This is a genomic window from Pseudomonas sp. AC242 (assembly GCF_979258655.1).
The window spans coordinates 5,175,971-5,200,383 of the sequence record NZ_OZ409873.1 but is presented as its reverse complement, the minus strand read 5'-3'; the positions used below and the strand labels follow the sequence as shown (position 1 = coordinate 5,200,383).

Genomic DNA, 24,413 nt, shown 5'->3' with positions numbered 1-24,413 from the left:
GAACCGTGTCGCTTGTCCATGACTGTGTTGAAGTACCTCCAGGCCTATCCCGCGCAATTACAGGATCAGGTGCGCCAATTGATCGCCGAAGGGCGTCTGGGTGATTACCTGAATCAACGCTATCCGGGACGGCACGACGTGCAGAGCGACAAGGCTTTGTACAGCTATGCGCTGGACTTGAAGCAGGAATACCTGCGCAACGCGCCGGCCATCGACAAGGTGCTGTTCGACAATCGCCTCGACCTGACGCACCGCGCCCTCGGTCTGCACACCACGGTGTCGCGGGTGCAGGGCGGCAAGCTCAAGGCCAAGAAAGAGATTCGTATCGCCTCGTTGTTCAAGGACGCCGCGCCGGACTTTCTGAAAATGATCGTGGTGCATGAACTGGCGCACTTCAAAGAGTCGGATCACAACAAGGCGTTCTATAAATTGTGTGAGCACATGCTGCCGGGGTACCACCAGGTCGAGTTTGATCTGCGCGTGTACCTGACGTGGCGGGATCTGCAGGCTTAACAGTACGCAACCAGGAAGGTGTGGATGGACGTCAGCAAGACCAAAAGCAGTTTCTACCGCCGCTTGTATGTGGCGTACCTGATCGACAGCGGTCTGGCGCCGAGTGTGCCGACGCTGACCGAAGTGACCGGCATGCCCCGGCGCACGGCGCAGGACACGATTGCGGCGTTGGCGGATCTGGATATCGTTTGTGAGTTCGAGCAGGAAGAGGGCGCGCGCAATCACGCCGGGCGCTATCGGATTCGTGAGTGGGGGGCGATTGATCGTGGGTGGATCGAGCGCAATTTGCGGCAGATCAAGGCTGTTCTGGAGTATCCCTGAAGAGCCCCTCATCGGAACGCCGCCCGCCCAGCCCTCTCCCGGAGGGAGAGGGAGCCGATTGGGGGATATTTGAGAGTTACGCCGACGTGAGCGAGCGCCGTTGAATCCATAATCGACTCGGTTTTTCAGGTCGGCGGATAGCGCAGCACAACTCGGTCAGTCCCCTCTCCCTCCGGGAGAGGGCTAGGGTGAGGGTTGTTCAGGAGCGACGCATGCCAATGTGTGGAATGTCATCCTCCAGATACTCTTCACCCGCCACAACAAACCCGTACTTGCCGTAATACCCCTGCAAATGCGCCTGTGCCGACAGATAGATCGGCACCTGCGGCCAATGCTTTTCAGCCTGTTTCAGCGCCTGCTCCATCATTTCGTGCCCCAGCCCTTTGCCGCGCCCCTGCGGTGCAGTAATCACCCGGCCGATCACCACGTCGCCGCCCTGGGATTCCGGATCCAGCAGGCGCAGGTAGGCCATCAACTGATCATCTTCCCAACCCATCAGGTGATAGGTATCGCCTTCCAGATCCTGACCGTCGAGGTCCGGATAAGCGCATTTCTGTTCAACCACGAACACGTCCGAGCGCAGCTTCAACAGCGCGTACAGCTGTTCCTTGCCCAGATCACTGTGATGTTTGCAGACCCATTCGATTGTCATTTGCCGATTCCTTGAACGTGTCGCCCGATACTAAGCGCCTGCGGCAAAGATGTCTTTATGGCGTAAGAGTCTGTGACAAAGGTCAAAATGCCATCATTCCTTTCTCGCAGTCTCGGCGACTTTGTGTAATCTGCTGAAGAGCCCTGTGCACTGGCTGCAATGAGCTAATGTTAGGGCCTGGGTTTTGCCGGTAAGGGGCCTTGGGGTTTTGGCTGAAAACATGCTGGGCAACCTGCCCGCTAAGGATTTTCAAGCATGCCGCGTTTGCATCGAGCCTTTGCTTTGGTCGGATTGCTCTTGCTGGCTCAGACTGCTGCAGCGGAGAAGCTGCGGCTGGTGTTTGATATCTGGCCACCCTTTACCGACGACACGCTGGTCAACGGCGGACTGGCCACCGACATCGTCACGACTGCCCTGGCCCGGGCCGGTTATGCCAGCGGCTACGAACAGGTGCCTTGGGCGCGGGCGCTGCTCGGTGTCGGCGAAGGCCGCTACGACGTGTTGGTCAACGCCTGGTACAACGATGAGCGGACCAAGCTGGGCGAGTTTTCCGGGGAATACCTGCTCAACCGCATCCGCTTTCTCAAGCGCAAAGACACGCCACTCGATTATTCCAATCTGCAGCAATTGCACACGTACCCGATTGCGGTGGTGCGCGGCTATGCCTATTCGGCGCCGTTCGATGCCGACACGGCGTTGCAGAAAGTCCCTGTGCATAACTTCGCCATGGCCGTGCGCATGCTCGCGGCGGACCGGGTCAAGTTGACGCTGGAGGATGAGTATGTGGCGAAGTATTACCTGGCGCGCGAATCAGCCAAGGTGCGCAATTCAGTGGAGTTTTTGCCCAAGCCGTTGAGTGAGAACAGCCTGCACATTCTGGTGAGCCTGAAGAATCCGCAGCATGAGCAGATTGTTGCAGGGTTTGATAAGGCGATTGCTGCGATGAAGGCGGATGGCAGTTATGACAAGTTGTTGAGGCAGCATGGGATGTGAGGGTCGATCCAGAATCCTCTGTGTGGCAGATGTCGCTATCGCGAGCAGGCTCACTTCTACAATTTGGAATGCGTTCCCCTGTAGGAGTGAGCCTGCTCGCGATGACGCCCTGTCAACCGCCGCTGATTTCTGAGGTGTCCTTGATCAGGTGCGCCGCCAACGTCCGCAACGGTCCGAGTTGCCGGCAGATCAACGCCAACTGCGTCTGCACCAGCCGCTGCCCCTCATCGATCTCATCGGCCATCTGCTCCAGCTCATTGGCCAGCGCTTCTTCCTCGTCACTCTGAATCGCCACCGGCTGCTTGTTCGCCAGCCCTTGGGCGATTTCATCAATGCTCGTCGCCAGTTTCACCCCGGCGCCATCGATCAAATGCTCGCGCACATCCGCCGGCAACTGCGTCTCGCGATGCGCGCCCAACCCTGACAGATAACTCAACAACGTGTGCGACAGCACCAGAAAGCGGAAGCCGACATCTGCTTCCTTACGGAAATGCCCCGGTTCCATGAGCATGTTTGCCAGTGTCGTCGACAGCGCCGCATCAGCGTTGTGCGCATTGCGCCGGGCCAGCCGATACGCGAGATCGTCGCTCTTGCCCGCGGCGTATTGCTGCATGATCTGGCGCAGGTAGATGCTGTTGCAGGTCAGGGTGTTGGCCAGCACTTTATTCAGGCGTCGACCCTGCCAGTCCGGCAGGAACAGGAATACCGTCAGGCCGGCAATCAGGCTGCCCAGCAGCGTATCGAACAGGCGTGGCAGGAACAGTCCGTAACCGTCACCGACCTGGTTGAAGCAGAACAGCACCATGATGGTGATCGCCGCCGTCGCCAGGGTGTAGCGGGTGGTGCGGTTGGTAAAGAACACCACGCCGGCGGCGATGGCAAAGCACGACTGCACCAACGGACTCGGGAACAGATCGAACAGCGCCCACGCCACGGTCAGGCCGATAGCGGTGCCAAGGATCCGCTGACCGAGTTTGCGCCGCGTCGCGCCATAGTTCGGCTGGCAGACGAACAGCGTGGTGAGGATGATCCAGTAGCCTTGCGACGGGTGAATCAGGTGCACCATGCCGTAGCCGATACTCAGGGCCAAGGGCAGGCGCAGGGCATGGCGGAACAGCAGAGAGGTCGGCGTCAGTTGCGTGCGCAGGCGCACCCAGACGTCTTTGAGGTTGCGCGGCGAACGGTCGAGCAGGCTGCTGTCGGTCGCATCGGCCAAGGCATCCGGGTTGCTCGCGTCGCTGAGCAAACGATCGAGGGTGCCGAGGTTGGCCGCCAGTGCGCGCAGCGAACGCAGCAATCCGCGCCAGGCCGGATTGCTCTGGATGCGCAGGTGTTCGAGGGAGGCGTCGAGGTCGCTGAGGGCTTCGGCGAAACTCGCGTCATAAATAAATGGCTGGCGCATCTGGATCGATTCGGCCAGAGCGCGGCAGGCCTTGCCTTGCTGGCGCAACAGGCGTTGGCAGCGGAACAGCACGTCGCTGTGGAAAAACGCTTCGGCCAGCGCGTTGTACGGGTAGTGCGAGGAGCTGGCGCGTTCGTGGATGTCTTGCGCGAGGAAATACAGCTTCAGGTAGCGGCTGACTTTCGAGCCGGGGCGGCCGTTGCCGACGCGGTGCAGGATGATTTCCTTGGCACTGTTCAGCGCCGCCACCACGCGACCGTTCTGCTGGGCCAGTTCCAGACGCCGCGCTTCCACATCCATTTGCCGGATCGGCTCGAACAGCGAGGATTTCAGCTTCAGGTAAAAGCCCAGCTCACGGAATAATCGCGCCAGACTTTGTTGCACCGGCTGGTTGGAGAACAGCGCCTGCCACAGCACCGAGAGCAAGCCGTACCACGCCGCCCCGGCCACCAGCAGCATCGGCTCGTGCCAAAAATCGGTGACCGCGCCACCGCGCTGATCAACGCCGATCATTGTGTATACGGACAGAATCAACGTCGCCGAAGCAATCGCGCCATAACGCTCGCCGAGTGCCCCGAGCATGGTCAGGCCGAAACTGGCCAGCGCCAATGCAATGGCAAACACGATGGGGTAGGGGAAGAGCAATTCCACCGACAGTGCGGCGATGCTGAAGCACACCAGTGTCACGGCGAGGGCGTTGAGGCGGCCCTGCCAACTGTCGTCGGTCTCGGCCAGGGCGCTGGCGATAATCCCCAGGAACAACGGGATCAGCAGGCCCATTTCATCCTGATACCAACACAGCGCCATGCTGCCGGTCAGGGCGATGAACACCCGCACGCTATAGCTGAATTTATCCAGCGCCCACAGGCGCCGCAAAGACTGACGAAACGAGGTCGAGGACATGAAGTGCGAAGGCCTTCCGAGGCGATGCCGCTAAATTGAGCCAGTAATGACGCCGACGCAATGGCGCCGATCACATCTGACAGCAAAAAGTGTTCCTTTGAGATCTTGTGTAGAACTAAATCTTGAATTGGGCACGGAACCCTGTGGGAGCTGGCTTGCCAGCGATGGCTGCATGACAGTCAACAATGATGTTGGATCTGCCGGCCTCATCGCTGGCAAGCCAGCTCCCACAGGTTTTTGTATTTAGCTTTGAATTAAGCGTACTGCGCGGCGGCGTAGCCCGAGGCCCAGGCCCACTGGAAGTTGAAGCCGCCCAGATGCCCGGTGACGTCGAGGACTTCGCCGATGAAGTACAGACCGGGGCTTTTCAGCGATTCCATAGTCTTGGACGACACTTCGCGGGTATCGACGCCACCGAGTGTTACCTCGGCGGTGCGATAACCCTCAGTCCCCGCCGGCACGACTTTCCAGCTGCCGAGCTTCTCGGCGATCTCCGCCAGTTCCGCGTGGGTGTACTGCTTCATCGGCTTGGACACGAACCAGTTGTCCGCCAGCAGGTTGGCCATCTTCTTGGTGAAGATTTCACCCAGCAAAGTTTTCAACTCACTGTTCGGGCGCTCGGCCACTTGCTGTTGCAGCCAACTCGCCGCGTCGTGATCCGGTAGCAGGTTGATCTCTACCGTGTCGCCAGATTCCCAGAACGAGGAGATCTGCAAAATCGCCGGACCGCTGAGGCCGCGGTGAGTGAACAGGATGTTCTCGCGAAAGCTCTGATCGTTGCAGCTGACCAGACAATCCACCGAAGTCCCGGACAACTCGGTGCACAGTTCTTTGAGCTGGTCGGTGATGGTGAACGGCACCAGGCCGGCGCGAGTCGGCAGCAATTCATGGCCGAACTGCTTGGCGACTTGATAACCAAAACCGGTAGCGCCCAGCGTCGGGATCGACAGACCGCCGGTAGCGATCACCAGCGACTCGCACTGGATCTGACCGAGGGTGGTGTCGAGCAGGTAACCGCTTTCGACCTTTTCGATGGTCTGGATCGAGGTATCCAGGTGCAACTCGACGCCGGCCTGATCGCACTCCGTCAGGAGCATTTCGAGGATGTCGCTGGATTTGTTATCGCAGAACAACTGGCCGAGTTTTTTCTCGTGGTACGGCACGGCGTGCTTGCCGACCATGCCGATGAAATCCCACTGGGTGTAGCGCGCCAGTGCGGATTTGCAGAAATGCGGGTTCTGCGAGAGGAAATTGCTCGGCTCGGTGTACATGTTGGTGAAATTGCAGCGGCCACCGCCCGACATCAGGATTTTCTTGCCGGCCTTGTTCGCATGGTCGAGCAGCAACACCTGACGCCCACGCCCGGCGGCGGTCAGTGCACACATCAACCCAGCGGCGCCAGCGCCAATGATCACGACTTCGGTAGAGCGCAAAACGGTGTCCTCACACAATGATCGTTCCCACGCTCTGCGTGGGAATGCCGCCATGGACGCTCTGCGTCCGTTGTTATGTGACGCGGAGCGTCACGGGATGCATTCCCACGCAGAGCGTGGGAACGATCAGGTCAGAGGATGCGGACGCGCAGCGAGCGGCCCTTGATCTTGCCGTCGTTCAGACGCTGCAAGGCCTGCATGGCCACGGTGCGGTCCACGGCTACATAAGCCTGGAAGTCGAAGATCGCGATCTTGCCAACCTGCGCACCCGGAATACCGGCATCACCCGTCAGAGCACCCAGAATGTCGCCCGGGCGAACCTTGTCTTTACGGCCCGCGCCGATGCACAGCGTGGTCATCGGCGGTTGCAGCGGGGCAAGGCCTTGGGACTTGAGGTTATCGACCTGATCCCAGTTCAGCGGCGACTTCTGCAGCTGCTCAATGGCTTGCGCGCGGTGCGCTTCGCCCGGTGCAACCAGACTGATCGCGATGCCTTTCTCGCCAGCGCGACCGGTGCGGCCAACGCGGTGAATGTGGATTTCCGAATCGCGGGCCAGTTCGACGTTGATCACCATGTCCAGCGCATCGATGTCCAGACCACGGGCGGCGACGTCGGTGGCGACCAGTACCGAGGTACTGCGGTTGGCGAACATCGCCAGCACCTGATCGCGATCACGCTGTTCCAGATCGCCGTGCAGGCCGACGGCGGAAATGCCTTTGGCGGTCAGGTGATCAACGGTTTCCTGAACTTGCTGCTTGGTGAAGCAGAACGCCACGCAGGACGCCGGACGGAAGTGGTGCAGGACTTTGGTCACTGCGCTCATGCGATCTTCCGGGGAAATCTCGTAGAAACGCTGCTCGATCTGCGTGTCATCGTGGAACGCTTCGGCTTTCACCGTTTGCGGATCACGCATGAACTTCGACGCCAGTTGCTTGATGCCCACCGGGTAAGTCGCGGAGAACAGCAGGGTCTGACGACGCTCCGGGGTCTTGACGATGATGTCTTCGATGGCATCGTAGAAACCCATGTCGAGCATGCGGTCGGCTTCGTCGAGAATCAGCGTGTTCAGGCCGTCGAGGACCAGCGAACCCTTGCGCAGGTGCTGCTGGATGCGCCCCGGGGTGCCGACGATGATGTGCGCCCCGTGCTCCAGCGAAGCAATCTGCGGGCCGAACGACACGCCGCCGCACAGGGTCAGGACCTTGATGTTGTCTTCGGCACGGGCCAGACGACGGATTTCCTTGGCGACCTGGTCGGCCAGCTCACGCGTCGGGCAGATCACCAGTGCCTGGCAACCGAAGTAGCGCGGGTTGATCGGGTTGAGCAGGCCGATGCCGAACGCTGCGGTCTTGCCACTGCCGGTCTTGGCCTGGGCGATCAGGTCCATCCCCTTGAGGATCACCGGCAAGCTCTGCGCCTGGATCGGCGTCATCTGGGCATAACCGAGGGATTCGAGGTTAGCCAGCATGGCGGCGGACAGCGGCAGAGTATTAAAAGCGGTGGCGATGGTGGTCACGGGACTGGCCTGCAAAACAAAATGTCGCGCAGTGTAGCAGCCCCGTGCCACTTTCTTCGAAAGTTCTGGACGAACAGTGGTTAATGTTCGATGTGTTCTTCCGGGCGTTTGGCGCGGCGGCCGTCTTCCTTCGACAGTTGCGAGAAGATCGTCGCGGCAAGCATTGCCATGATCCCGACGGTGACGAAGGTCAGCTGGAAGGCACCGAGCACGGTTTCCACGCCATCGTTACCGATCTCCGCGGTAAACCCACCGAGCAATGCACCAGCGCAAGCAACGCCGAGACTCAGCGATAACTGCGCGACCACCGAGAGCAAACTGTTGCCACTGCTGGCGCTGGCATCGTCGAGGTCGATCAGCGTCACCGTATTCATCGCGGTGAATTGCAGCGAGTTGATCGCGCCGAGAATCGCCAGCAGGCACAACAGCAGCCAGTACGGCGTCTGCTCGCTGACCAGGCCAATACTCGCCAGCATGATCCCCAGCGCCAAGGTGTTGCCGGTGAGGACGATGCGATAGCCGAGCCGCTCGATCAGCGGCCGCGCCACCCACTTGGCAATCATCGCCGCAGCGGCCAGCGGCAGCATGCTCATCCCCGCTTGCGACGGCGAATAGCCCAGCGCTACTTGCAGCAGTAACGGCACCAGAAACGGCAGAGCACCGCTGCCGAGACGGGCGAACAGGTTGCCGAGAATGCCGACGGCAAAGGTGCGGGTCTTGAACAGCGACGGTGCGAACAGCGGGTTTTCGATGTGCCCGGCGCGCAACCAGTACGCCGCCAGACAGGCCATGCCACCGAACAACAGCAACATCACCCGCAGGTGCGGCAAGTGCAGCTCGCCAAGGCCTTCCATGGCGATGGTGATCAGGATCATCGCCGCGCCGAACAACAGAAAACCCAGACTATCGAAGCGCGTACGCTCAGTGCCGCGCAGGTCGGGAATGAACTTCCACACCGCGTAGCAGCCGATCACGCCGACCGGCAGGTTGATCAGGAAGATCCAGTGCCACGTCAGGTATTCGACCATCCAGCCGCCCATGGTCGGGCCGATCAGCGGGCCGAGCAGACCGGGGATGGTGATGAAACCCATGATCCGCACCAGTTCGGATCTTGGGTAAGCGCGGAGGACGACCAGTCGCCCGACCGGCAGCATCAGCGCACCGCCCAAGCCCTGAATCACCCGGGCGCCAATCAGCATGCTCAGGCTGCTCGACAGCGCGCAGAGCAGTGAGCCGAAACTGAACAGCAGAATCGCGCCGAAGAAGATTTTCTTGGTGCCGAAGCGGTCGGCGATCCAGCCCGAAGCCGGAATCAGCAAGGCCACGGTGAGCATGTAGGCGATGATCACGCCCTGCATGCGCAACGGATCTTCGGCCAGATCGCGAGCCATGGCCGGCAGGGCGGTGTTGAGGATGGTCCCGTCGAGGGACTGCATGAAGAAAGCGATGGCGACGACCCACGGCAACCAGCGGGCGGTGATGGCGTCGAGAGGCGGGCGGTTGGGCATGGAACCTCTTGTCGTTGGGGTTAATGATCGTTCCCACGCTCCGCGTGGGAATGCCTCAACGGACGCTCCGCGTCCGCTTTTGGCTGGGACGCAGAGCGTCCCCGGCTGCATTCCCACGCAGAGCGTGGGAACGATCACCGTCAGAGGGTCAGGGTTAAACGGCTGACCAGCGCCCCCGGCAGCAATGCCGACGAGGTATTGCGCTGGCTGTAGGTACTCGCCGACAGCAGCAACTCACGCTCGGCGGTCAACGCCTCCAGCTGCGAACCCAGCAGGCTGTAAGCGCTGTCGTCAAAACGCATGGTGCTCACCGGCGCCTGGATCTCGCCGTTCTCGACCCAGAAGGTCGCGAAGCGGGTCATGCCGGTCATGCGCGCCGCCGGTTGATCCGAGTAGTTCAGGTACCACAGGTTGCTGATGTACAACCCGGTGCCCAACTGCTTGAGGATCTCTGCTTGCGCCAGATCACCCGCCGCCATGTTCAACGCACTTGGCATTTCACCGCCGCCGGCGCCGTTAGCGGCCAGGCCATATTCGGCGGCGCTGCGCGACCCAACCAGTTGATCGCCCGCTTTGCCTTCGACGATCAGCCGCAGATCGCTGCGCGGATAACCTTCGCCGGAAAACGCCGGGCTCAGCGATTCACTGACTTTTTCATCCAGCGACAGCAGCGGACTGAACGCCTGATCGCCGACATACAACTTCTGCAACGGGCTGCTCTTGCTCGCGATTGACTGCGCCGAGAAACCGCCCCAGCTCAGCATGCCCATGATTTCTTCCAGCGCCGCCGGTGCCAGATACGCACGGTACTGCCCCGGCGACAAGGTGCGCAGCGGGCGGCCGAGAAACTCCAGTTGCTCACGTGCCTGCTGGAAACGCTTGGCGAAACCTTCGCTGCTCCAGTCATGCCCGGCGTAGCTGGCTTTCACCGCTTCACCGTTCTCGTGGAACAGGCTGAAATCGAAGTTGAAGCTGTTGGCCTGATGCCAGCCAAACGCTCCCGAAGAACTGGCGAAGCCACGGCTGATCGGGCCGGCCGCATAGAAGCCAACCAAGTCCAGACCCTCAGCGGCAGCACAGATTTCATCGACCACCTGTTCAGTGTCCGGCAGCGGATGTTCCTGCACGTTCTGGCTCTGCCAGCCGTGGTGGTTGAGCAACAGATACGGATCCTGCGGCAGCAACGGCAGGGTTTCGCGCAGTTGTTGCAGACCTTCGGCAAGCCGTTGCAGATCGCCTTCCTGATCACCGGACAGGGTGACCTGAAGGTCGGCGTGGCGACCATCGTTGATCAGTTTCAGGACGATATTGGCCTGCTGCACTTGTCCGGCCTGACGTACCTTGGCGTGATTGAAACGCACGAACGCCGAGGATTCGGCGGCAAAGCTGAGGGTGAATTGTTCCGGCTCGCGCACGCTGTCGCGCAGCCACTCGACCATGACCTTGAAGGCGTCGGACTGACTCTTCGAAATGCTCATCAGGCGTCTCCCCCAAACACATCAACGTTGCTGAATACGCAGGCCGGCGAAGCGTGGCCGACGCGGATCACCTGGTTCGGTTCGCCCTTGCCGCAGTTCGGCGTGCCCAGCACCTTGACGGTGTTGGCGTCGCCGACGGCGCGCAGGCTTTTCCAGAAGTGCGCGGAAATCGCCCGGTAGTTCGGGTTTTTTACTACGCCTTTGAGTTCGCCGTTTTCGATCAACTGGCCCCATTCACAGCCGAACTGGAATTTGTTGCGCGCATCGTCGATCGACCAAGAACGGTTGGTGCTCATCAGAATGCCGTTCTCGATGCCTTCGATCAGTTTGTTCAGTGGCTGATCGCCCGGCTCGATATTAAGGTTGGCCATGCGATCGATCGGCGCACGGTTCCAGCCGCAGGCGCGGCTGTTGGCAACGCCATCGAGACCGGCGCGGAACTGCGACAGCGCCCCGCCCAGCGGACGCAGCAACAGGCCATCGCGGATCAGGAATTGTTTGCTGGCCTTGCTGCCGTCGTCATCGTGGCCATAGCTGGCCAGTTCTTCGGGAATGCCTGGATCGAAGGTCACGTTGAGCAGTTTCGAACCATATTGCAGGCTGCCGAAGTCGCTGGCTTTGACGAAACTGGTGCCGGCGTAATTGCGTTCGTCGCCGAGGATGCGGTCGAGTTCCAGCGGGTGGCCGATGGATTCGTGGATCTGCAGCATCATCTGGTCCGGCATCAACAGCAGGTCGCGCGGGCCTTGCGGGGTGTTCGGCGCAAGCAGCAATTGCAGGGCCTGATCGGCAACTTGCGGACCGGCGCCGATCAAACCGCAACGGCTGATCACGTCAGCGCCGCCCTGTTGGCCGAAGTTCTCGCGGCCGAGGCTGCGGGTCTGGCTGTCGTTGCCGTCGTAAGCGGTGACGTCGAGGCCTGGATAAACGAAGCGCTGGGCCTGGCGCAATTCAGCCCCGGCGCTGCTCAGGTAGATCTGTTCGACGTGGGTGATGCCAATGCTCACCTGCCAATTCACCAGGCGCTCATCCTTTGGCACCGAGGCGGATTCCGCACCGAGCAGCTCGAAGCATTCGCTCAGGGACGGGAAGGGTTGTTCGAGATTGGGCGAAAAGTAATCAGCGCGATCGCTGGACACTGGCTGATCGCGCAGGTCGAGCAAGGCGTGCGGCTTGAGCCGACGGGCTTGCAGCTCGGCGCGTTCGAGGGCGGCTTGCAGACCTTGTTGCGACAGATCGTTGGTCGCCGCGTAGGCCTCAACACCATTGACCCGAACGGTGAGCATCGCGCCTTCGTCGCGGCTCAGGCTCGGCGGTTCGGCGACGTTTTTACGTACCGACAGGTACTGCCCGGACTCGCGTACGTATCGCAGGGAAAAGAACTCAGCGCCCGTGCGCAAGGCAGCGAAGCGCTGCTTGAGCTGGGGGTGGAAATCGAACATTCGGGAACCTCCTTGTCAGGGGGAAGCGGGGTGAGGCTACTCGGCGGGGAGGGGTGAAACGGTTGCGCGAGGTCTAGAGTAGGCCTGCGTGGGGGTAGGATCAAGTGAAGAGGGGGTGTAGGGGGATTTACTGTGCAGCGAGGGAATTTGTGCTGAATCTGAGGGCCCCATCGCTGGCAAGCCAGGCTCCCACAGGTTTTTTGGTGAACACAATATGTGTGAACGACGCAAAACCCTGTGGGAGCTGGCTTGCCAGCGATTAGCCGTGACGCGGTATTACGTCTTACTGAGCAGCCGGGGTGATATCACGCATCGGCTTGCCCTTCACCGGCGCATCGCCAGCCACGTAGTAAGCAGCATTGCTGCGCGGCAGTGGTTTGCGACCACGGATCTTGTCGGCGATTTTCTCGGCGATCATGATCGTCGGCGCGTTGAGGTTGCCGGTGGTGATGATCGGCATGATCGAGGCATCGACCACACGCAGGCTCTGCATGCCGTGCACGCGACCTTCGCCATCAACCACAGCCATCTCGTCGGTGCCCATCTTGCACGAGCAGGACGGGTGGAACGCGGTTTCGGCGTGCTCGCGGATGAACTTGTCCAGTTGCTCATCGGTTTGCACTTCGATGCCCGGGCTGATTTCGCGGCCACGGAAAGCGTCGAGTGCCGGCTGCTGCATGATTTCACGGGTCAGGCGGATGCCGTCGCGGAATTCCTGCCAGTCCTGCTCGGTAGCCATGTAGTTGAACAGGATGCTCGGGTGCTGGCGCGGGTCTTTCGACTTGGCCTGGATGCGACCACGGCTTGGCGAACGCATGGAACCCATGTGCGCCTGGAAACCGTGCTCTTTCACACCGTTGCTGCCGTTGTAGTTAATCGCCACCGGCAGGAAGTGGTACTGGATGTTCGGCCATTCGAATTCCGGACGCGAACGGATGAAACCGCCGGCTTCGAACTGGTTGCTGGCGCCGATGCCGGTGCCGTTGAACAGCCACTCGGCACCGATCGCCGGCTGGTTGTACCAGAGCAGCGACGGGTACAGCGAAACCGGCTGAGTGCACGCGTATTGCAGGTACAGCTCAAGGTGATCCTGCAGGTTTTCACCGACGCCCGGCAGGTCGTGAACGACCGGAATGTCGAGCGACTTCAGCAGTTCGGCAGGACCGACACCGGAGCGCTGCAGAATCTGCGGCGAAGCGATGGCGCCGGAGCACAGCAGCACTTCTTTGCGCGCTTTGACTTCGACACGCTCTTCGGCGTCGCCAACCAGGTAACGCACGCCAACGGCACGCTTGCCTTCGAACAGAATCTTGTCGGTCAGGGCGTGAGTGACGATGGTCAGGGTCGAACGCTTCTTGGCGACGTCGAGGTAGCCACGCGCGGTGGATGCACGACGGCCGTTCGGCGTCACGGTGCGGTCCATCGGGCCGAAGCCTTCCTGCTGGTAACCGTTCAAGTCTTCGGTGCGCGGGTAACCGGCTTGTACGCCAGCTTCAACCATGGCGTGGAACAGCGGGTTGTTGCCAGCCTTCGGCGTGGTCACGCTGACCGGGCCTTCGCCACCGTGGTAGTCGTTCGGGCCGATGTCGCGGGTTTCGGCTTTGCGGAAGTACGGCAGGCAGTCGAGGTACGACCAGTCTTCCAGACCTGGCAGTTTTGCCCAGCCGTCGTAGTCCATCGCGTTGCCGCGGATGTAGCACATGCCGTTGATCAGCGAGGAACCGCCGAGGCCTTTGCCGCGACCGCATTCCATCCGGCGACCGTCCATGTGTGGCTCTGGATCGGTTTCGTACGCCCAGTTGTAACGACGACCTTGCAGCGGGAACGCCAGTGCAGCCGGCATTTGCGTGCGGAAGTCGAAACGGTAGTCTGGGCCGCCTGCTTCGAGCAGCAGAACGGTGACGCCAGCGTCTTCAGTCAGACGGGTCGCCAGGGTGTTACCGGCCGAGCCGGCACCGATGATGATGTAATCGAATTCTTGGGACATTGAATGCACCCTCTTTGATAGTGGTCAGGTCGGACCTTGGCGAGTGCTGTGCACTCGAATCGCTGGCAAGCCTGCTCCCACAGGGATTGGGGGCTGCCACAAATTGGATGGACGACTCCAAACCTGTGGGAGCGGGCTTGCCCGCGAAGAGGCCTTCGCGGGCAACGCAAATCTCGGGTCTTAGAACACCGAGACGTAATCGCCCAGCTCGACCTGTACCGATTTGATGCGGGTGAAGTTGTTCAGCGAGCTGATGCCGTTCTCACGGCCGACACCCGACTGCTTGTAACCGCCAACCGGCATTTTTGCGTCGGACTCGCCCCAGGCGTTGATCCAGCAGATACCGGCTTCCAGTTGATGAATCACGCGGTGTGCGCGGTTCAGGTCTTTGGTGACGATACCGGCGGCCAGGCCGAAGTCGGTGTCGTTGGCGCGGCGGATCACTTCTTCTTCGGTCTCGTAGGAGAGGATCGCCATCACCGGGCCAAAGATTTCTTCACGAACGATGGTCATGTCGTCGGTGCAATCGGTGAACACGGTAGGTGCCACGAATGCGCCTTTGGCGAATTCGCCGTCGGTCAGACGCTCGCCGCCACACAGCACGCGGGCGCCTTGCTCTTTACCCTTGGCGATGTAGCCCAGCACGCTTTCCATGTGCGCGAAGCTGACCAGCGGGCCGAAGTTGGTGTTTTCGTCTTCCGGGTTGCCAACGCGGATGCGTGCAACGCGTTCAACGATCTTGGCTTCGAACGCGGCTTTCAGGTGCGCCGGAACGAACACGCGAGTGCCGTTGGTGCAGACCTGACCGGAGCTGTAGAAGTTGGCCATCATCGCGGTGTCGGCAGCGCGATCGAGGTCGGCGTCGTCGCAGATGATCAGCGGGGACTTGCCGCCCAGTTCCATGGTCACGTCTTTCAGCGACGAAGCCGAAGCGCTGGCCATAACCTTCTTGCCAGTGTCGGTGCCGCCGGTGAAGGAGATTTTTTCGATGCGCGGGTGCTCGGTCAGCCAGGTGCCGACTTCACGGCCGCTGCCGGTCAGTACGTTGAACACACCGTTTGGAACGCCGGCTTCGGTGTAGATCTCGGCCAGTTTCAGGGTGGTCAGCGAGGTGACTTCGCTTGGCTTGAAGATCATCGCGTTACCGGCCGCCAGGGCTGGTGCGGATTTCCACAGGGCGATCTGGATCGGGTAGTTCCACGCGCCGATACCGGCGACAACGCCCAGCGGCTCGCGACGGGTGTAGACGAAAGAAGTGTCGCGCAGTGGAATCTGCTCGCCTTCGATGGCCGGTACCAGGCCTGCGTAGTATTCCAGCACGTCAGCGCCGGTAACGATGTCGACGTACTTGGTTTCGGAGAAGGATTTACCGGTGTCCAGGGTTTCCAGCGCGGCCAGTTCATCGTTGCGCTCGCGCAGGATGTCGACGGCGCGACGCAGGATGCGCGAACGCTCCATGGCGGTCATCGCGGCCCAGATTTTCTGGCCCTTTTCAGCGCTGACTACGGCGCGCTCGACGTCTTCCTTGGTCGCACGTTGCACCAGTGCGAGGACTTCACCGTTAGCCGGGTTGATGGCTTCGAAGGTGGCATCGCTGCCGGCGTCGGAGTACGCGCCATCGATGTAAAGTTTTTGCAGTTCGAAACGGGCCATAGTGTCCTCGCAAGTGCATTGGTGGTTGGCGTTGACCACCGCGGTGAGGCTGCGGTGGCGTTCAGGGGCCGAGCGTTTTCTGTGTGCTCTAGCTCACCTTCTTGGCCAATTGGAAATCCATGTATTCGTAAGCGATCTGTTGCGCCTGCGCCGTGTCGAAAGCGTCTCCCGACAAAGCGCCGCGCAACCACAAGCCGTCAATCAACGCTGCCAGTCCTCGTGCTGCGCTGCGCGCATCTTCGAGCGACAGCACACGGCGGAACTGGCAGCACAGGTTGGAATACAGACGGTGATCGTTGATCCGCTGCAACCTGTGCAAAGACGGCTGGTGCATGCTGGTGGCCCAGAAGGCCAGCCAGGTTTTCATTGCCGGGCCATTGACCTGGCTGGCGTCGAAGTTGCCTTCGATGATCACCTGCAGATGCGCCCGTGGGCTGTCATCTGCCAGCGCCTGACGGCGCGCGGTGACGCTCTCGCTGAGGGCGGTCATCAGATACCGCATCGTGGCGGCAATCAGGCCGTTCTTGTCCTGAAAGTAATGACTGATGATGCCATTCGAGACACCGGCCAAACGGGCGATCAGCGCAATGCTGGCGTCCCCCATTCCGACCTGATCGACCGCCTGCAAAGTGGCTTCGATCAGTTGTTGGCGGCGGATGGGTTGCATACCGACCTTGGGCATCTTGCACATCTCCTTAGGCCTTCCGAGCGGCGAATGACGCCTATCGGATTGACGGCCAGTCTATTTTGTTTTGATTGAACGTTCAATCAACAAAGAATAAGATCTGCGACAAATCGTCGCTGCCTACAGATTTTTCCTACGTGTAAGTGGCGATAAAACCGACATCTGAAACAGCTCGAAACCTGCGTGGGGCATGGCGCGGTTCGCGATTCGATGGACGTGTTGAAAGGGCAAGACGCTCACGGCCAGGTTTCGGATGAACGTCCGTCCACCTTCGGCCACGAAAGCGATTCGCAGCGCCATTTCGGCAGGTTCGGGCTTTTTTCGGGATGTCTTTATATCACCCGCCGGTCGGCTGCCAACTAACCGATTGGTCGGGTTCCGTGTTGCCTTGTGTTCTTCTCTCGCACTGCCTGGAGCATTTGTGCCATGAGTTCTGCCTCGCTTATAAAGACCCCGCCCGAGAAGGTGACGGTCAACGGTTGGGTGTTTTACACCTCTACCGCGCTGATTCTGTTGTTGACCGCCATTCTGATTATCGCCCCGCAAGAGGCCGGCAGACTGTTGGGTATCGCTCAGGCCTGGTTGTCGCGCAGCTTCGGCTGGTACTACATGGTGGTCATCGCCGCCTACCTGGTGTTTGTGGTGGGCCTGGCGTTTTCCTCGTACGGCAAACTCAAACTGGGCAGCAAGGACGACACCCCGGATTTCAGTTACGGCGCCTGGGCGGGGATGCTGTTCTCGTCGGGTATCGGTATTTCGCTGCTGTACTTCGGCGCGTCCGAGCCACTGGATCACTACTTCAATCCGCCGGAAGGCACATCGGCCAGCAACATGGCCGCGCGTCAGGCTGTACAGCTGACTTTCTTGCACTGGGGCCTGCACGGCTGGGCGATCTACGCACTGGTTGGTCTGGCCGTAGCGTACTTTGCTTACCGGCATAACCAGCCGCTGGCCCTGCGTTCGGCGCTGTATCCGCTGGTCGGCGAGCGTTGGGTCAAGGGTGCGGCCGGTCACGCGGTGGACGGCTTCGGCATGTTCGTGACCCTGCTGGGTCTGGTGACGAACCTGGGGATTGGTTCGCTGCAAGTGTCGTCGGGCCTGGAAAACCTGTTCGGCATGGAACACAGCAACACTAACCTTTTGATCGTGATCATCGTGATGAGCACCGTGGCGACCATCGCTGCCGTGTCCGGCGTAGAGAACGGCATCCGTCGTCTGTCCAACCTGAACATCGTGCTGTTCAGCGGTCTGCTGATTTTCGTATTGCTGTTTGGCCCGACTCTGCACTTGCTTAACGGCTTCGTACAGAACATAGGCGATTACCTCAATGGCATCGTGCTGAAAACCTTCGACCTTTATGTGTACGAAGGCGACAACGCCAAGTCCGAGCGCTGGATGGGCCTGTGGACGCTGTTCTACTGGGCGTGGTGGATTTCCTGGGCGCCATTCGTTGGCATGTTCATCGCGCGTATTTCCCGTGGTCGTACCGTGCGTGAGCTGGTGGCTGGCGTGCTGTTGATTCCGCTGGGCTTTACCCTGGCCTGGCTGTCGATCTTCGGTAACTCGGCGCTGGACCTGGTGATGAACCATGGCGCGGTGGAGCTGGGCAAGACGGCCCTGGAACAGCCGTCGATGGCGATTTATCAATTGCTTGAGCACTACCCGGCGTCGAAAGTCGTCATCGGTGTGTCGATCTTTGTCGGTTTCGTACTGTTCCTGACCCCGGCCGACTCTGGCGCGGTGATGATGGCGAATCTGTCCTGCAAGGGCGGCAACGTCGATGAAGATGCGCCGCACTGGCTGCGGATCTTCTGGTCGGTGGTGATCACCCTGGTGACCATCGGTCTGCTGTTTGCCGGTAACTTCGAAGCCATGCAAACCATGGTCGTGTTGGCTGGCCTGCCGTTCTCGGTGGTGCTGGTGTTCTTCATGTTCGGCCTGCACAAGGCGATGCGTCAGGACGTGCAGATCGAACAGGAGCAAGCGCAACTGGCGGAGCGCGGTCGTCGTGGTTTCAGCGAGCGTCTGACGCAACTGGACCTGCAACCGAGCCAATCGGTGGTGCAGCGTTTCATGGACAAGCAGGTCAGCCCGGCGCTGGAAGATGCCACCGCGCAGATGCGTGCGCAGGGGCTGGAAGTACAGACGCTGTTGGGTAAATCCAAGCGTTGCATGGGCGTGCGCGTCGAGATGGAAGAGGGCAACCCTTTCGTTTACGAAGTGAGCCTGGACGGCTATCTGGCGACCCCGACTGAATCGGCGCAGTCCGATGAAGCGCGTCAGCGTTACTACCGCGCGGAGGTGTATCTGCACAACGGCAGCCAGGATTACGACCTGATGGGCTTCACGCAGGATCAGATCACGCGGGATGTGCTCGATCAGTTTGAAAGCCATCGGCAGCTCCTTGGCCGGGTGTACAGCTAAAGTCAAAAGCCCCCTCACCCCAGCCCTCTCCCTAAGGGAGAGGGGGAAAGGGAGCAGATCGGGGGCTTTTCAATACCTGAGTTCGACTCGATTTCTCAGGTCGATGTAGCTTGAAAGTACAACTCGGTAGGTTCCTTCTCCCTCTGGGAGAGGGCTAGGCGGGCGGCGTTCCGATGAGGGGCTTTTTTCCTGACCCAATAAAAAAGGGATCGCTCACCGCGATCCCTTTTTTATCCTTCCTTAACCGAGGTTCTTGCCCAGCAACGCGTGATACAACTCGCTGTCGCCCAAGATCCCCACCACATGATTGTCATCGTGCAACACCAGTTTGTTGCCGGTCTGATAACGAATCTGCAGCGCATCACGCATACCGATGTTCGAGTCCACCAGTGTCGGCTTGCGCTCCAGGCCTTCCACCGCTTGCCCCGGTGCCCAGTTCTGCAGGTTCAGCACCGAGCCGTTCTGCCGCGCGCCTTTGATGGTGTTGCCTTCGGCGAGGTCCAGCCACGAATCGCCACCCGGATCCAGGCACACCGAACCATTGATGCGTTTGCACTTGTCCAGCGTGCGCATCAGGCTGCGACCGCAGAGCACATTGAGCGGATTGGTGTGTGCGACGAAGGTACGCACATAGTCGTCCGCCGGGTTCAGCACGATCTCTTCCGGCACGCTGTACTGGATGATCCGGCCGTCTTTCATGATCGCGATGCGGCTACCCAATTTGAGCGCCTCGTCGAGGTCGTGACTCACGAACACGATGGTCTTGCTCAGCTTGCGTTGCAGTTCCAGCAGTTCATCCTGCAGACCCTGACGGATCAGCGGGTCGAGCGCCGAGAACGGTTCGTCCATCAGCAGAATATCGGCGTCCATCGCCAGTGCCCGCGCCAGACCGACACGCTGCTGCATGCCGCCGGAGAGTTCGTCCGGCTTCTTGTTGCGCCATTGGGTCAGGCCAACCAGTTCGAGTTTTTCATCGACCAGTTTCTTGCGTTCCTTCTCCGGACGGCCCTGCATTTCCAGACCGAAACTGATGTTCTCGCGCACCGTCAGCCACGGCATCAGGGCGAACTTCTGGAACACCATGGCGATGCGTTTGGTGCGCATCATTTTCAGCTCGGCCGGGGTGCAGGAGGCGATGTCGATCTGGCGGTTTTCATGTTCGACGAACAGCTTGCCGCGGCTCACGGTGTTGAGGCCGTTGATGCAGCGCAGCAGGCTCGACTTGCCGGAACCCGACAAGCCCATCAGCACGCAGATTTCGCCTTTGTTGATGTCCAGCGAGGCTTTTTCCACGCCGACGATCTGGCCGGTCTTCTTCAGGATCTCGTTGCGCGTCATGCCCTGATCGAGCAGCTTGAGTGCCTCGCGTGGATCTTTGGAGAAGATTACGTCGACGTCTTCGAAGCGAATTATGCTCATGCGTCACCCCCTACTTTGGCGTCGGGTTGTTTGCAGATACGGTCGAGCATGATCGCCAGCAGTACGATCGCCAGGCCCGCTTCGAAGCCCAGGGCGATATCAGCAGTGTTCAGTGCGTTGACCACCGGTTTGCCGAGTCCGTCGGCGCCTACCAGTGCCGCGATCACCACCATCGACAACGACAGCATGATGCACTGGGTGATGCCGGCTGCGATGCTCGGCATGGCGTGAGGCAGTTCGATCCGTGAGAGCAGTTGACGACGCGAGCAGCCAAAGGCCTTGCCGGCGTCCATCAGTTCTTGCGGGACATCGCGGATGCCCAGGTAGGTCAGGCGGATCGGCGCAGCGATGGCGAACACCACCGTGGAGATCAGGCCTGGCACCACACCCAGCCCGAAGAGGGTCAGGGTAGGAATGAGGTAAACGAAGGTCGGTACGGTCTGCATCAGATCGAGTACCGGACGCATGACCGTGTAGAACATCGGTTTGTGCGCGGCGACGATGCCCAGCGGCACGCCGATGACCACGCAGACCAGGGTCGCGAACATGACCTGGGCGAGGGTTTCCATGGTCTCCTGCCAGTACCCCAGATTGAGGATCAGCAGGAAGGAGGCGATGACGAACGCGGTCAGGCCCCATTTACGCTGAATGAAGTGAGCGAGTAGTGCGATCAGGCCAATCAAGACCAGTGGGTTGAACCAGGTCAGCGCAAACGTCACGCCGTGGATCATCGTTTCCAGGGTCACGGCGATTGCGTCGAAGGTGTTGGCGCCGTGTTGCGTCAACCATTCAACGAAGCCCGCGATGTACTGGCCTAAAGGTATTTTCTGATCAATCAGCATGGTAGTGAACGTCCGCATGCAAGGAAATAAACAGCCCGGGCGGGCGAACCCGCCCGGCATAAGCGATTACTGAAGCTTGGCTTTCACGGCCTCCAGGCCAGGTTTACCGTCAATGGTGGTCACGCCAGCGAGCCAGGTATCGAGCACTTGTGGATTCTTTTTCAGCCAGGCCTTGGCGGCCGCGTCAGGCTTCATCTTGTCGTCGAGAATGTTGCCCATCAGTTCGCTTTCCATGTCGACGGTGAACTCCAGGTTCTTCAGCAACTGACCGACGTTGCTGCATTCCTCGGCATAACCCTTGCGGGTATTGGTCGCCACGGTCGCAGCACCGAAATCGGGGCCGAAGAAATCATCGCCACCGGTCAGGTATTGAATCTTGAAGCGCTTGTTCATCGGGTGCGGCGCCCAGCCGAGGAAGACCACGGCGGTGTCGCGTTTTTGCGCGCGATCCACCTGCGAGAGCATGCCCGCTTCCGATGATTCGACGACTTTGAAACCGGCGGTCTTCAGGCCGAAGGCGTCCTTGTCGATCATGCTCTGGATCAGACGGTTGCCGTCGTTGCCAGGCTCGATGCCGTAGATCTTGCCGTCGAGCTCTTTCTTGAATTTGGCGATGTCGGCGAAGTCATGCAGACCTTTGTCATACAGGGCTTGCGGCACGGCGAGGGTGTATTTGGCGCCCTTGAGGTTGGTGCGCACGGTTTCCACGGTGCCCGCGTCGCGGTAGGCCTTGATGTCGTTTTCCATGGTCGGCATCCAGTTGCCGAGGAACACGTCCATGTTCTTGCCGTCGGCCAGCGACTTGTAGGTCACGGGCACGGAGATCATGGTGGTCTTGGTTTTGTAGCCGAGGGCGTTGAGCACAACAGAGGTGGTAGCGGTGGTGGCGGTAATGTCGGTCCAGCCGACATCAGAGAAGTTAACGGTACTGCACTGTGCCGGTTCTGCAGCTTGCGCCAGTAACGGCAGACTCAGCATGGCGGCCAACAACAACGACGGGGAACCTTTCATGGATGGACTCCTTGGTGTTTTTTTTGGCAGTGTTCCGACTGTGGACCACCGCACTTATAGGTTGCGGTTGGATGGCGTTCTGGAGACAGCTCTACCACGGCGCCTTGCAATCGAGTCATAACGATCATGTACCAGTGAAAATCTAACGCCTACAGGGGGGGTCGTATCCAGTACAGGGATGGTCGCATCCAGTGTCAGTGACGTCGCTTACAGCTTTTTTCAGCCCCGAATGGCCATCTGAACCGTACAAAAACGGCGAAAAACCGGGGCGAAAACGGCGCGGCGCTGGTGGACATGAGTGCGTCGGTGTCAGACGCCGTGCGTCCGGACAAAAGCCTGATGATGCGGGCATTCCGGCGGATCGCAGCTTGAGCGTAGCAGCTCCGCCAGCGGGCGCTTTTGCGTCCCGGACCGGCATCCTCAGGAGCTCTGCAGCAATGGCTATCAGTGTTTTCGACCTGTTCAAAATCGGCATCGGCCCTTCCAGTTCCCACACCGTCGGACCCATGCGCGCCGCGGCGTTGTTCGTCGAGTCGCTACGGGACAAGCACCAACTGGAACAGGTGCGCCGTATAGAAGTGCAATTGTTCGGGTCGCTGTCTGCTACCGGTATCGGTCACGGCAGCGACAACGCGGTGATCATGGGCTTGATGGGCGAGTGGCCGGACGCAATCGACCCGTCGCAGATCGGCCCGCGCATTCAGGCGCTGCGCGAAACTCATACCCTTCTATTGGATGGTCGTTTGTCGGTGCCGTTTGTCTGGGCGCGGGACATGCGCCTGATCGACGAAAACCTGCCGTTCCACCCCAATGCCATGACGATTGTGGCCGAGGGCGATCACGGCGAACTGCATCGCGACACCTACTATTCGGTGGGCGGTGGTTTTGTCGTCGATCAAGCGCAGGCGTCCAGCGGCGTCGTTGATCTGGATCGCACTGAATTGCCTTATGACTTTTCCAGCGCGGTCGAGTTGCTGGAGTTGTGCAAGCGGAACAATCTTCGCGTCGCTGAATTGATGATGGCCAACGAAAAAGTCTGGCGCAGCGAGGAAGAAATCCGCGCCGGGCTGATGAAGCTGTGGCGGGCGATGCAGGATTGCGTCGAGCAGGGTTTGAAACACGAAGGCATCCTGCCCGGCGGATTGAATGTGCGTCGGCGCGCGGCGAAGTTGCATCGCAGTCTTCAGGAGTTGGGCAAACCCAATGTGATCGGCTCGACGCTGAGCGCGATGGAGTGGGTCAATCTGTTTGCGTTGGCTGTTAATGAAGAAAACGCGGCCGGCGGGCGCATGGTCACGGCGCCGACCAATGGCGCTGCGGGAATCATTCCGGCGGTGCTGCACTACTTTATGAAGTTCAGCGAAGCGGTGACGGACGCCAACGTGGTCGACTACTTCCTCGGTGCGGCGGCGGTGGGGATTCTGTGCAAGAAGAATGCTTCGATCTCGGGCGCTGAGGTGGGCTGTCAGGGCGAAGTCGGTTCTGCCTGCGCGATGGCGGCGGCGGGGCTGGCGGAGATTCTTGGCGCTACGCCGGAGCAGTTGTGCAACGCGGCGGAGATTGGCCTGGAACATAACCTTGGGCTGACCTGCGATCCGGTCGGTGGCCTGGTGCAAGTGCCGTGCATCGAGCGCAATGCGATCGCCGCCGTGAAGGCGATCAACGCGGCGCAGATGGCTTTGCGGGGGGATGGTCAGCATTTTATTTCGCTGGACTGGGTGATCCGCACCATGCGTGATACCGGCGCCGACATGCATGACAAATATAAAGAGACATCGCGTGGTGGGTTGGCGGTCAGCGCGGTTGAGTGCTGAGACCGCGTTGCCCCAATCGCGAGCAGGCTCACTCCTACAGGGGAACGCATTCCAATTGTAGGAGTGAGCCTGCTCGCGATAGCGTCAGACCAGTCAAAACTGCTCACCAAGTGAACACGGACAATAAATCACGCCACCTTTTAGCGCGTCGCAAACAGATAAGAGTCTTTCCCACCTGTTACATACGATCCGCGCCCTGACCGTCCGTCACCCGTGCTTGCGGTGACACTCCCCCCAAACCGCGCGCAGGCCAGTTCCCACAAGTGCTACCGATTTGCTCACACGCTGCGGGGCTGGGCTTTCAGCCACGCTGATGGCACTTCGAAATACCTTTTGTCGGACGTCTCGTATAGACACGTCGCGACGTCGTTTTCAGGAGTTATTGAACGGCCATCCAATTTTAGGCATGGCAATTG

18 protein-coding genes are annotated in these 24,413 nt (G+C 60.1%); 5 read left to right on the top strand and 13 right to left on the bottom strand.

Annotated elements, in window-relative coordinates; genetic code table 11:
* Positions 1 to 18 precede the first annotated feature (18 nt).
* Together ACZZ0A_RS23350 and ACZZ0A_RS23345 are read left to right on the top strand one after the other, a co-directional pair.
* Positions 19 to 513: a M48 metallopeptidase family protein gene (locus tag ACZZ0A_RS23350; RefSeq protein WP_414915595.1), complete on the top strand. Its 495-nt coding sequence runs from the start codon at positions 19 to 21 to the stop codon at positions 511 to 513.
* Positions 514 to 537: 24 nt separating this feature from the next.
* Positions 538 to 834, top strand: coding sequence for a winged helix-turn-helix domain-containing protein (locus ACZZ0A_RS23345; RefSeq protein ID WP_007913779.1), 297 nt, complete (start codon positions 538 to 540; stop codon positions 832 to 834).
* Between the two features lie 199 nt (positions 835 to 1,033).
* Here the strand turns inward: ACZZ0A_RS23345 and ACZZ0A_RS23340 are convergent, their stop codons facing one another.
* Positions 1,034 to 1,486: a GNAT family N-acetyltransferase gene (locus ACZZ0A_RS23340; RefSeq protein ID WP_099757392.1), complete on the bottom strand. Its 453-nt coding sequence runs from the start codon at positions 1,484 to 1,486 to the stop codon at positions 1,034 to 1,036.
* Positions 1,487 to 1,741: 255 nt separating this feature from the next.
* Here ACZZ0A_RS23340 and ACZZ0A_RS23335 point away from each other — a divergent pair, with 255 nt between their 5' ends.
* A complete protein-coding gene (locus ACZZ0A_RS23335) occupies positions 1,742 to 2,479 on the top strand; it encodes a substrate-binding periplasmic protein (protein ID WP_007913782.1) in 738 nt (245 codons plus the stop codon).
* 112 nt (positions 2,480 to 2,591) lie between these two features.
* Here ACZZ0A_RS23335 and yccS read toward each other — a convergent pair whose 3' ends face one another.
* The 9 genes from yccS to betI form a co-directional block, all read right to left on the bottom strand.
* Positions 2,592 to 4,784 (bottom strand): YccS family putative transporter, encoded by a 2,193-nt coding sequence (gene yccS, locus ACZZ0A_RS23330; protein WP_414915594.1) that lies wholly within the window; start codon positions 4,782 to 4,784, stop codon positions 2,592 to 2,594.
* A 254-nt stretch (positions 4,785 to 5,038) separates the two neighbouring features.
* The gene (locus ACZZ0A_RS23325; RefSeq protein ID WP_042704924.1) at positions 5,039 to 6,217 is read right to left on the bottom strand and encodes a BaiN/RdsA family NAD(P)/FAD-dependent oxidoreductase; all 1,179 of its coding nucleotides are present in this window, start codon (positions 6,215 to 6,217) and stop codon (positions 5,039 to 5,041) included.
* Positions 6,218 to 6,348: 131 nt separating this feature from the next.
* A complete protein-coding gene (gene dbpA, locus ACZZ0A_RS23320) occupies positions 6,349 to 7,686 on the bottom strand; it encodes an ATP-dependent RNA helicase DbpA (RefSeq protein WP_230669476.1) in 1,338 nt (445 codons plus the stop codon).
* A 128-nt stretch (positions 7,687 to 7,814) separates the two neighbouring features.
* A complete protein-coding gene (gene mdtD, locus ACZZ0A_RS23315) occupies positions 7,815 to 9,242 on the bottom strand; it encodes a multidrug transporter subunit MdtD (protein WP_463543786.1) in 1,428 nt (475 codons plus the stop codon).
* 140 nt (positions 9,243 to 9,382) lie between these two features.
* On the bottom strand, positions 9,383 to 10,720 hold the full coding sequence (locus ACZZ0A_RS23310) for a TldD/PmbA family protein (RefSeq protein ID WP_463543785.1): 1,338 nt from the start codon (positions 10,718 to 10,720) through the stop codon (positions 9,383 to 9,385).
* The gene (locus ACZZ0A_RS23305; protein WP_095112762.1) at positions 10,720 to 12,162 is read right to left on the bottom strand and encodes a TldD/PmbA family protein; all 1,443 of its coding nucleotides are present in this window, start codon (positions 12,160 to 12,162) and stop codon (positions 10,720 to 10,722) included. The genes ACZZ0A_RS23310 and ACZZ0A_RS23305 overlap by 1 nt, the downstream gene beginning before the upstream one ends.
* 283 nt (positions 12,163 to 12,445) lie before the next feature.
* The gene (betA, locus tag ACZZ0A_RS23300) at positions 12,446 to 14,149 is read right to left on the bottom strand and encodes a choline dehydrogenase (RefSeq protein WP_007913795.1); all 1,704 of its coding nucleotides are present in this window, start codon (positions 14,147 to 14,149) and stop codon (positions 12,446 to 12,448) included.
* A gap of 180 nt (positions 14,150 to 14,329) precedes the next feature.
* Positions 14,330 to 15,802 carry a betaine-aldehyde dehydrogenase gene (betB, locus tag ACZZ0A_RS23295; RefSeq protein ID WP_123376206.1) on the bottom strand — a complete coding sequence of 491 codons (1,473 nt, stop codon included), beginning with the start codon at positions 15,800 to 15,802 and terminating at the stop codon, positions 14,330 to 14,332.
* Positions 15,803 to 15,890: 88 nt separating this feature from the next.
* Positions 15,891 to 16,484: a transcriptional regulator BetI gene (gene betI, locus ACZZ0A_RS23290; protein WP_007918292.1), complete on the bottom strand. Its 594-nt coding sequence runs from the start codon at positions 16,482 to 16,484 to the stop codon at positions 15,891 to 15,893.
* Positions 16,485 to 16,913: 429 nt separating this feature from the next.
* Here betI and betT point away from each other — a divergent pair, with 429 nt between their 5' ends.
* The gene (betT, locus tag ACZZ0A_RS23285; RefSeq protein WP_007918294.1) at positions 16,914 to 18,911 is read left to right on the top strand and encodes a choline BCCT transporter BetT; all 1,998 of its coding nucleotides are present in this window, start codon (positions 16,914 to 16,916) and stop codon (positions 18,909 to 18,911) included.
* A gap of 240 nt (positions 18,912 to 19,151) precedes the next feature.
* Here betT and choV read toward each other — a convergent pair whose 3' ends face one another.
* The 3 genes from choV to ACZZ0A_RS23270 form a co-directional block, all read right to left on the bottom strand.
* Positions 19,152 to 20,330, bottom strand: a complete 1,179-nt coding sequence (choV, locus tag ACZZ0A_RS23280) for a choline ABC transporter ATP-binding protein (protein ID WP_007918297.1) — start codon at positions 20,328 to 20,330, stop codon at positions 19,152 to 19,154.
* On the bottom strand, positions 20,327 to 21,172 hold the full coding sequence (gene choW / locus ACZZ0A_RS23275; RefSeq protein ID WP_007918299.1) for a choline ABC transporter permease subunit: 846 nt from the start codon (positions 21,170 to 21,172) through the stop codon (positions 20,327 to 20,329). Before choW ends, choV begins: the two co-directional genes overlap by 4 nt.
* A gap of 66 nt (positions 21,173 to 21,238) precedes the next feature.
* Positions 21,239 to 22,183, bottom strand: coding sequence for a choline ABC transporter substrate-binding protein (locus tag ACZZ0A_RS23270; protein ID WP_007918300.1), 945 nt, complete (start codon positions 22,181 to 22,183; stop codon positions 21,239 to 21,241).
* 437 nt (positions 22,184 to 22,620) lie between these two features.
* Between ACZZ0A_RS23270 and ACZZ0A_RS23265 the strand changes: the two genes are divergently transcribed.
* Positions 22,621 to 23,997, top strand: a complete 1,377-nt coding sequence (locus tag ACZZ0A_RS23265; protein ID WP_463543784.1) for an L-serine ammonia-lyase — start codon at positions 22,621 to 22,623, stop codon at positions 23,995 to 23,997.
* Positions 23,998 to 24,413: the final 416 nt, after the last annotated feature.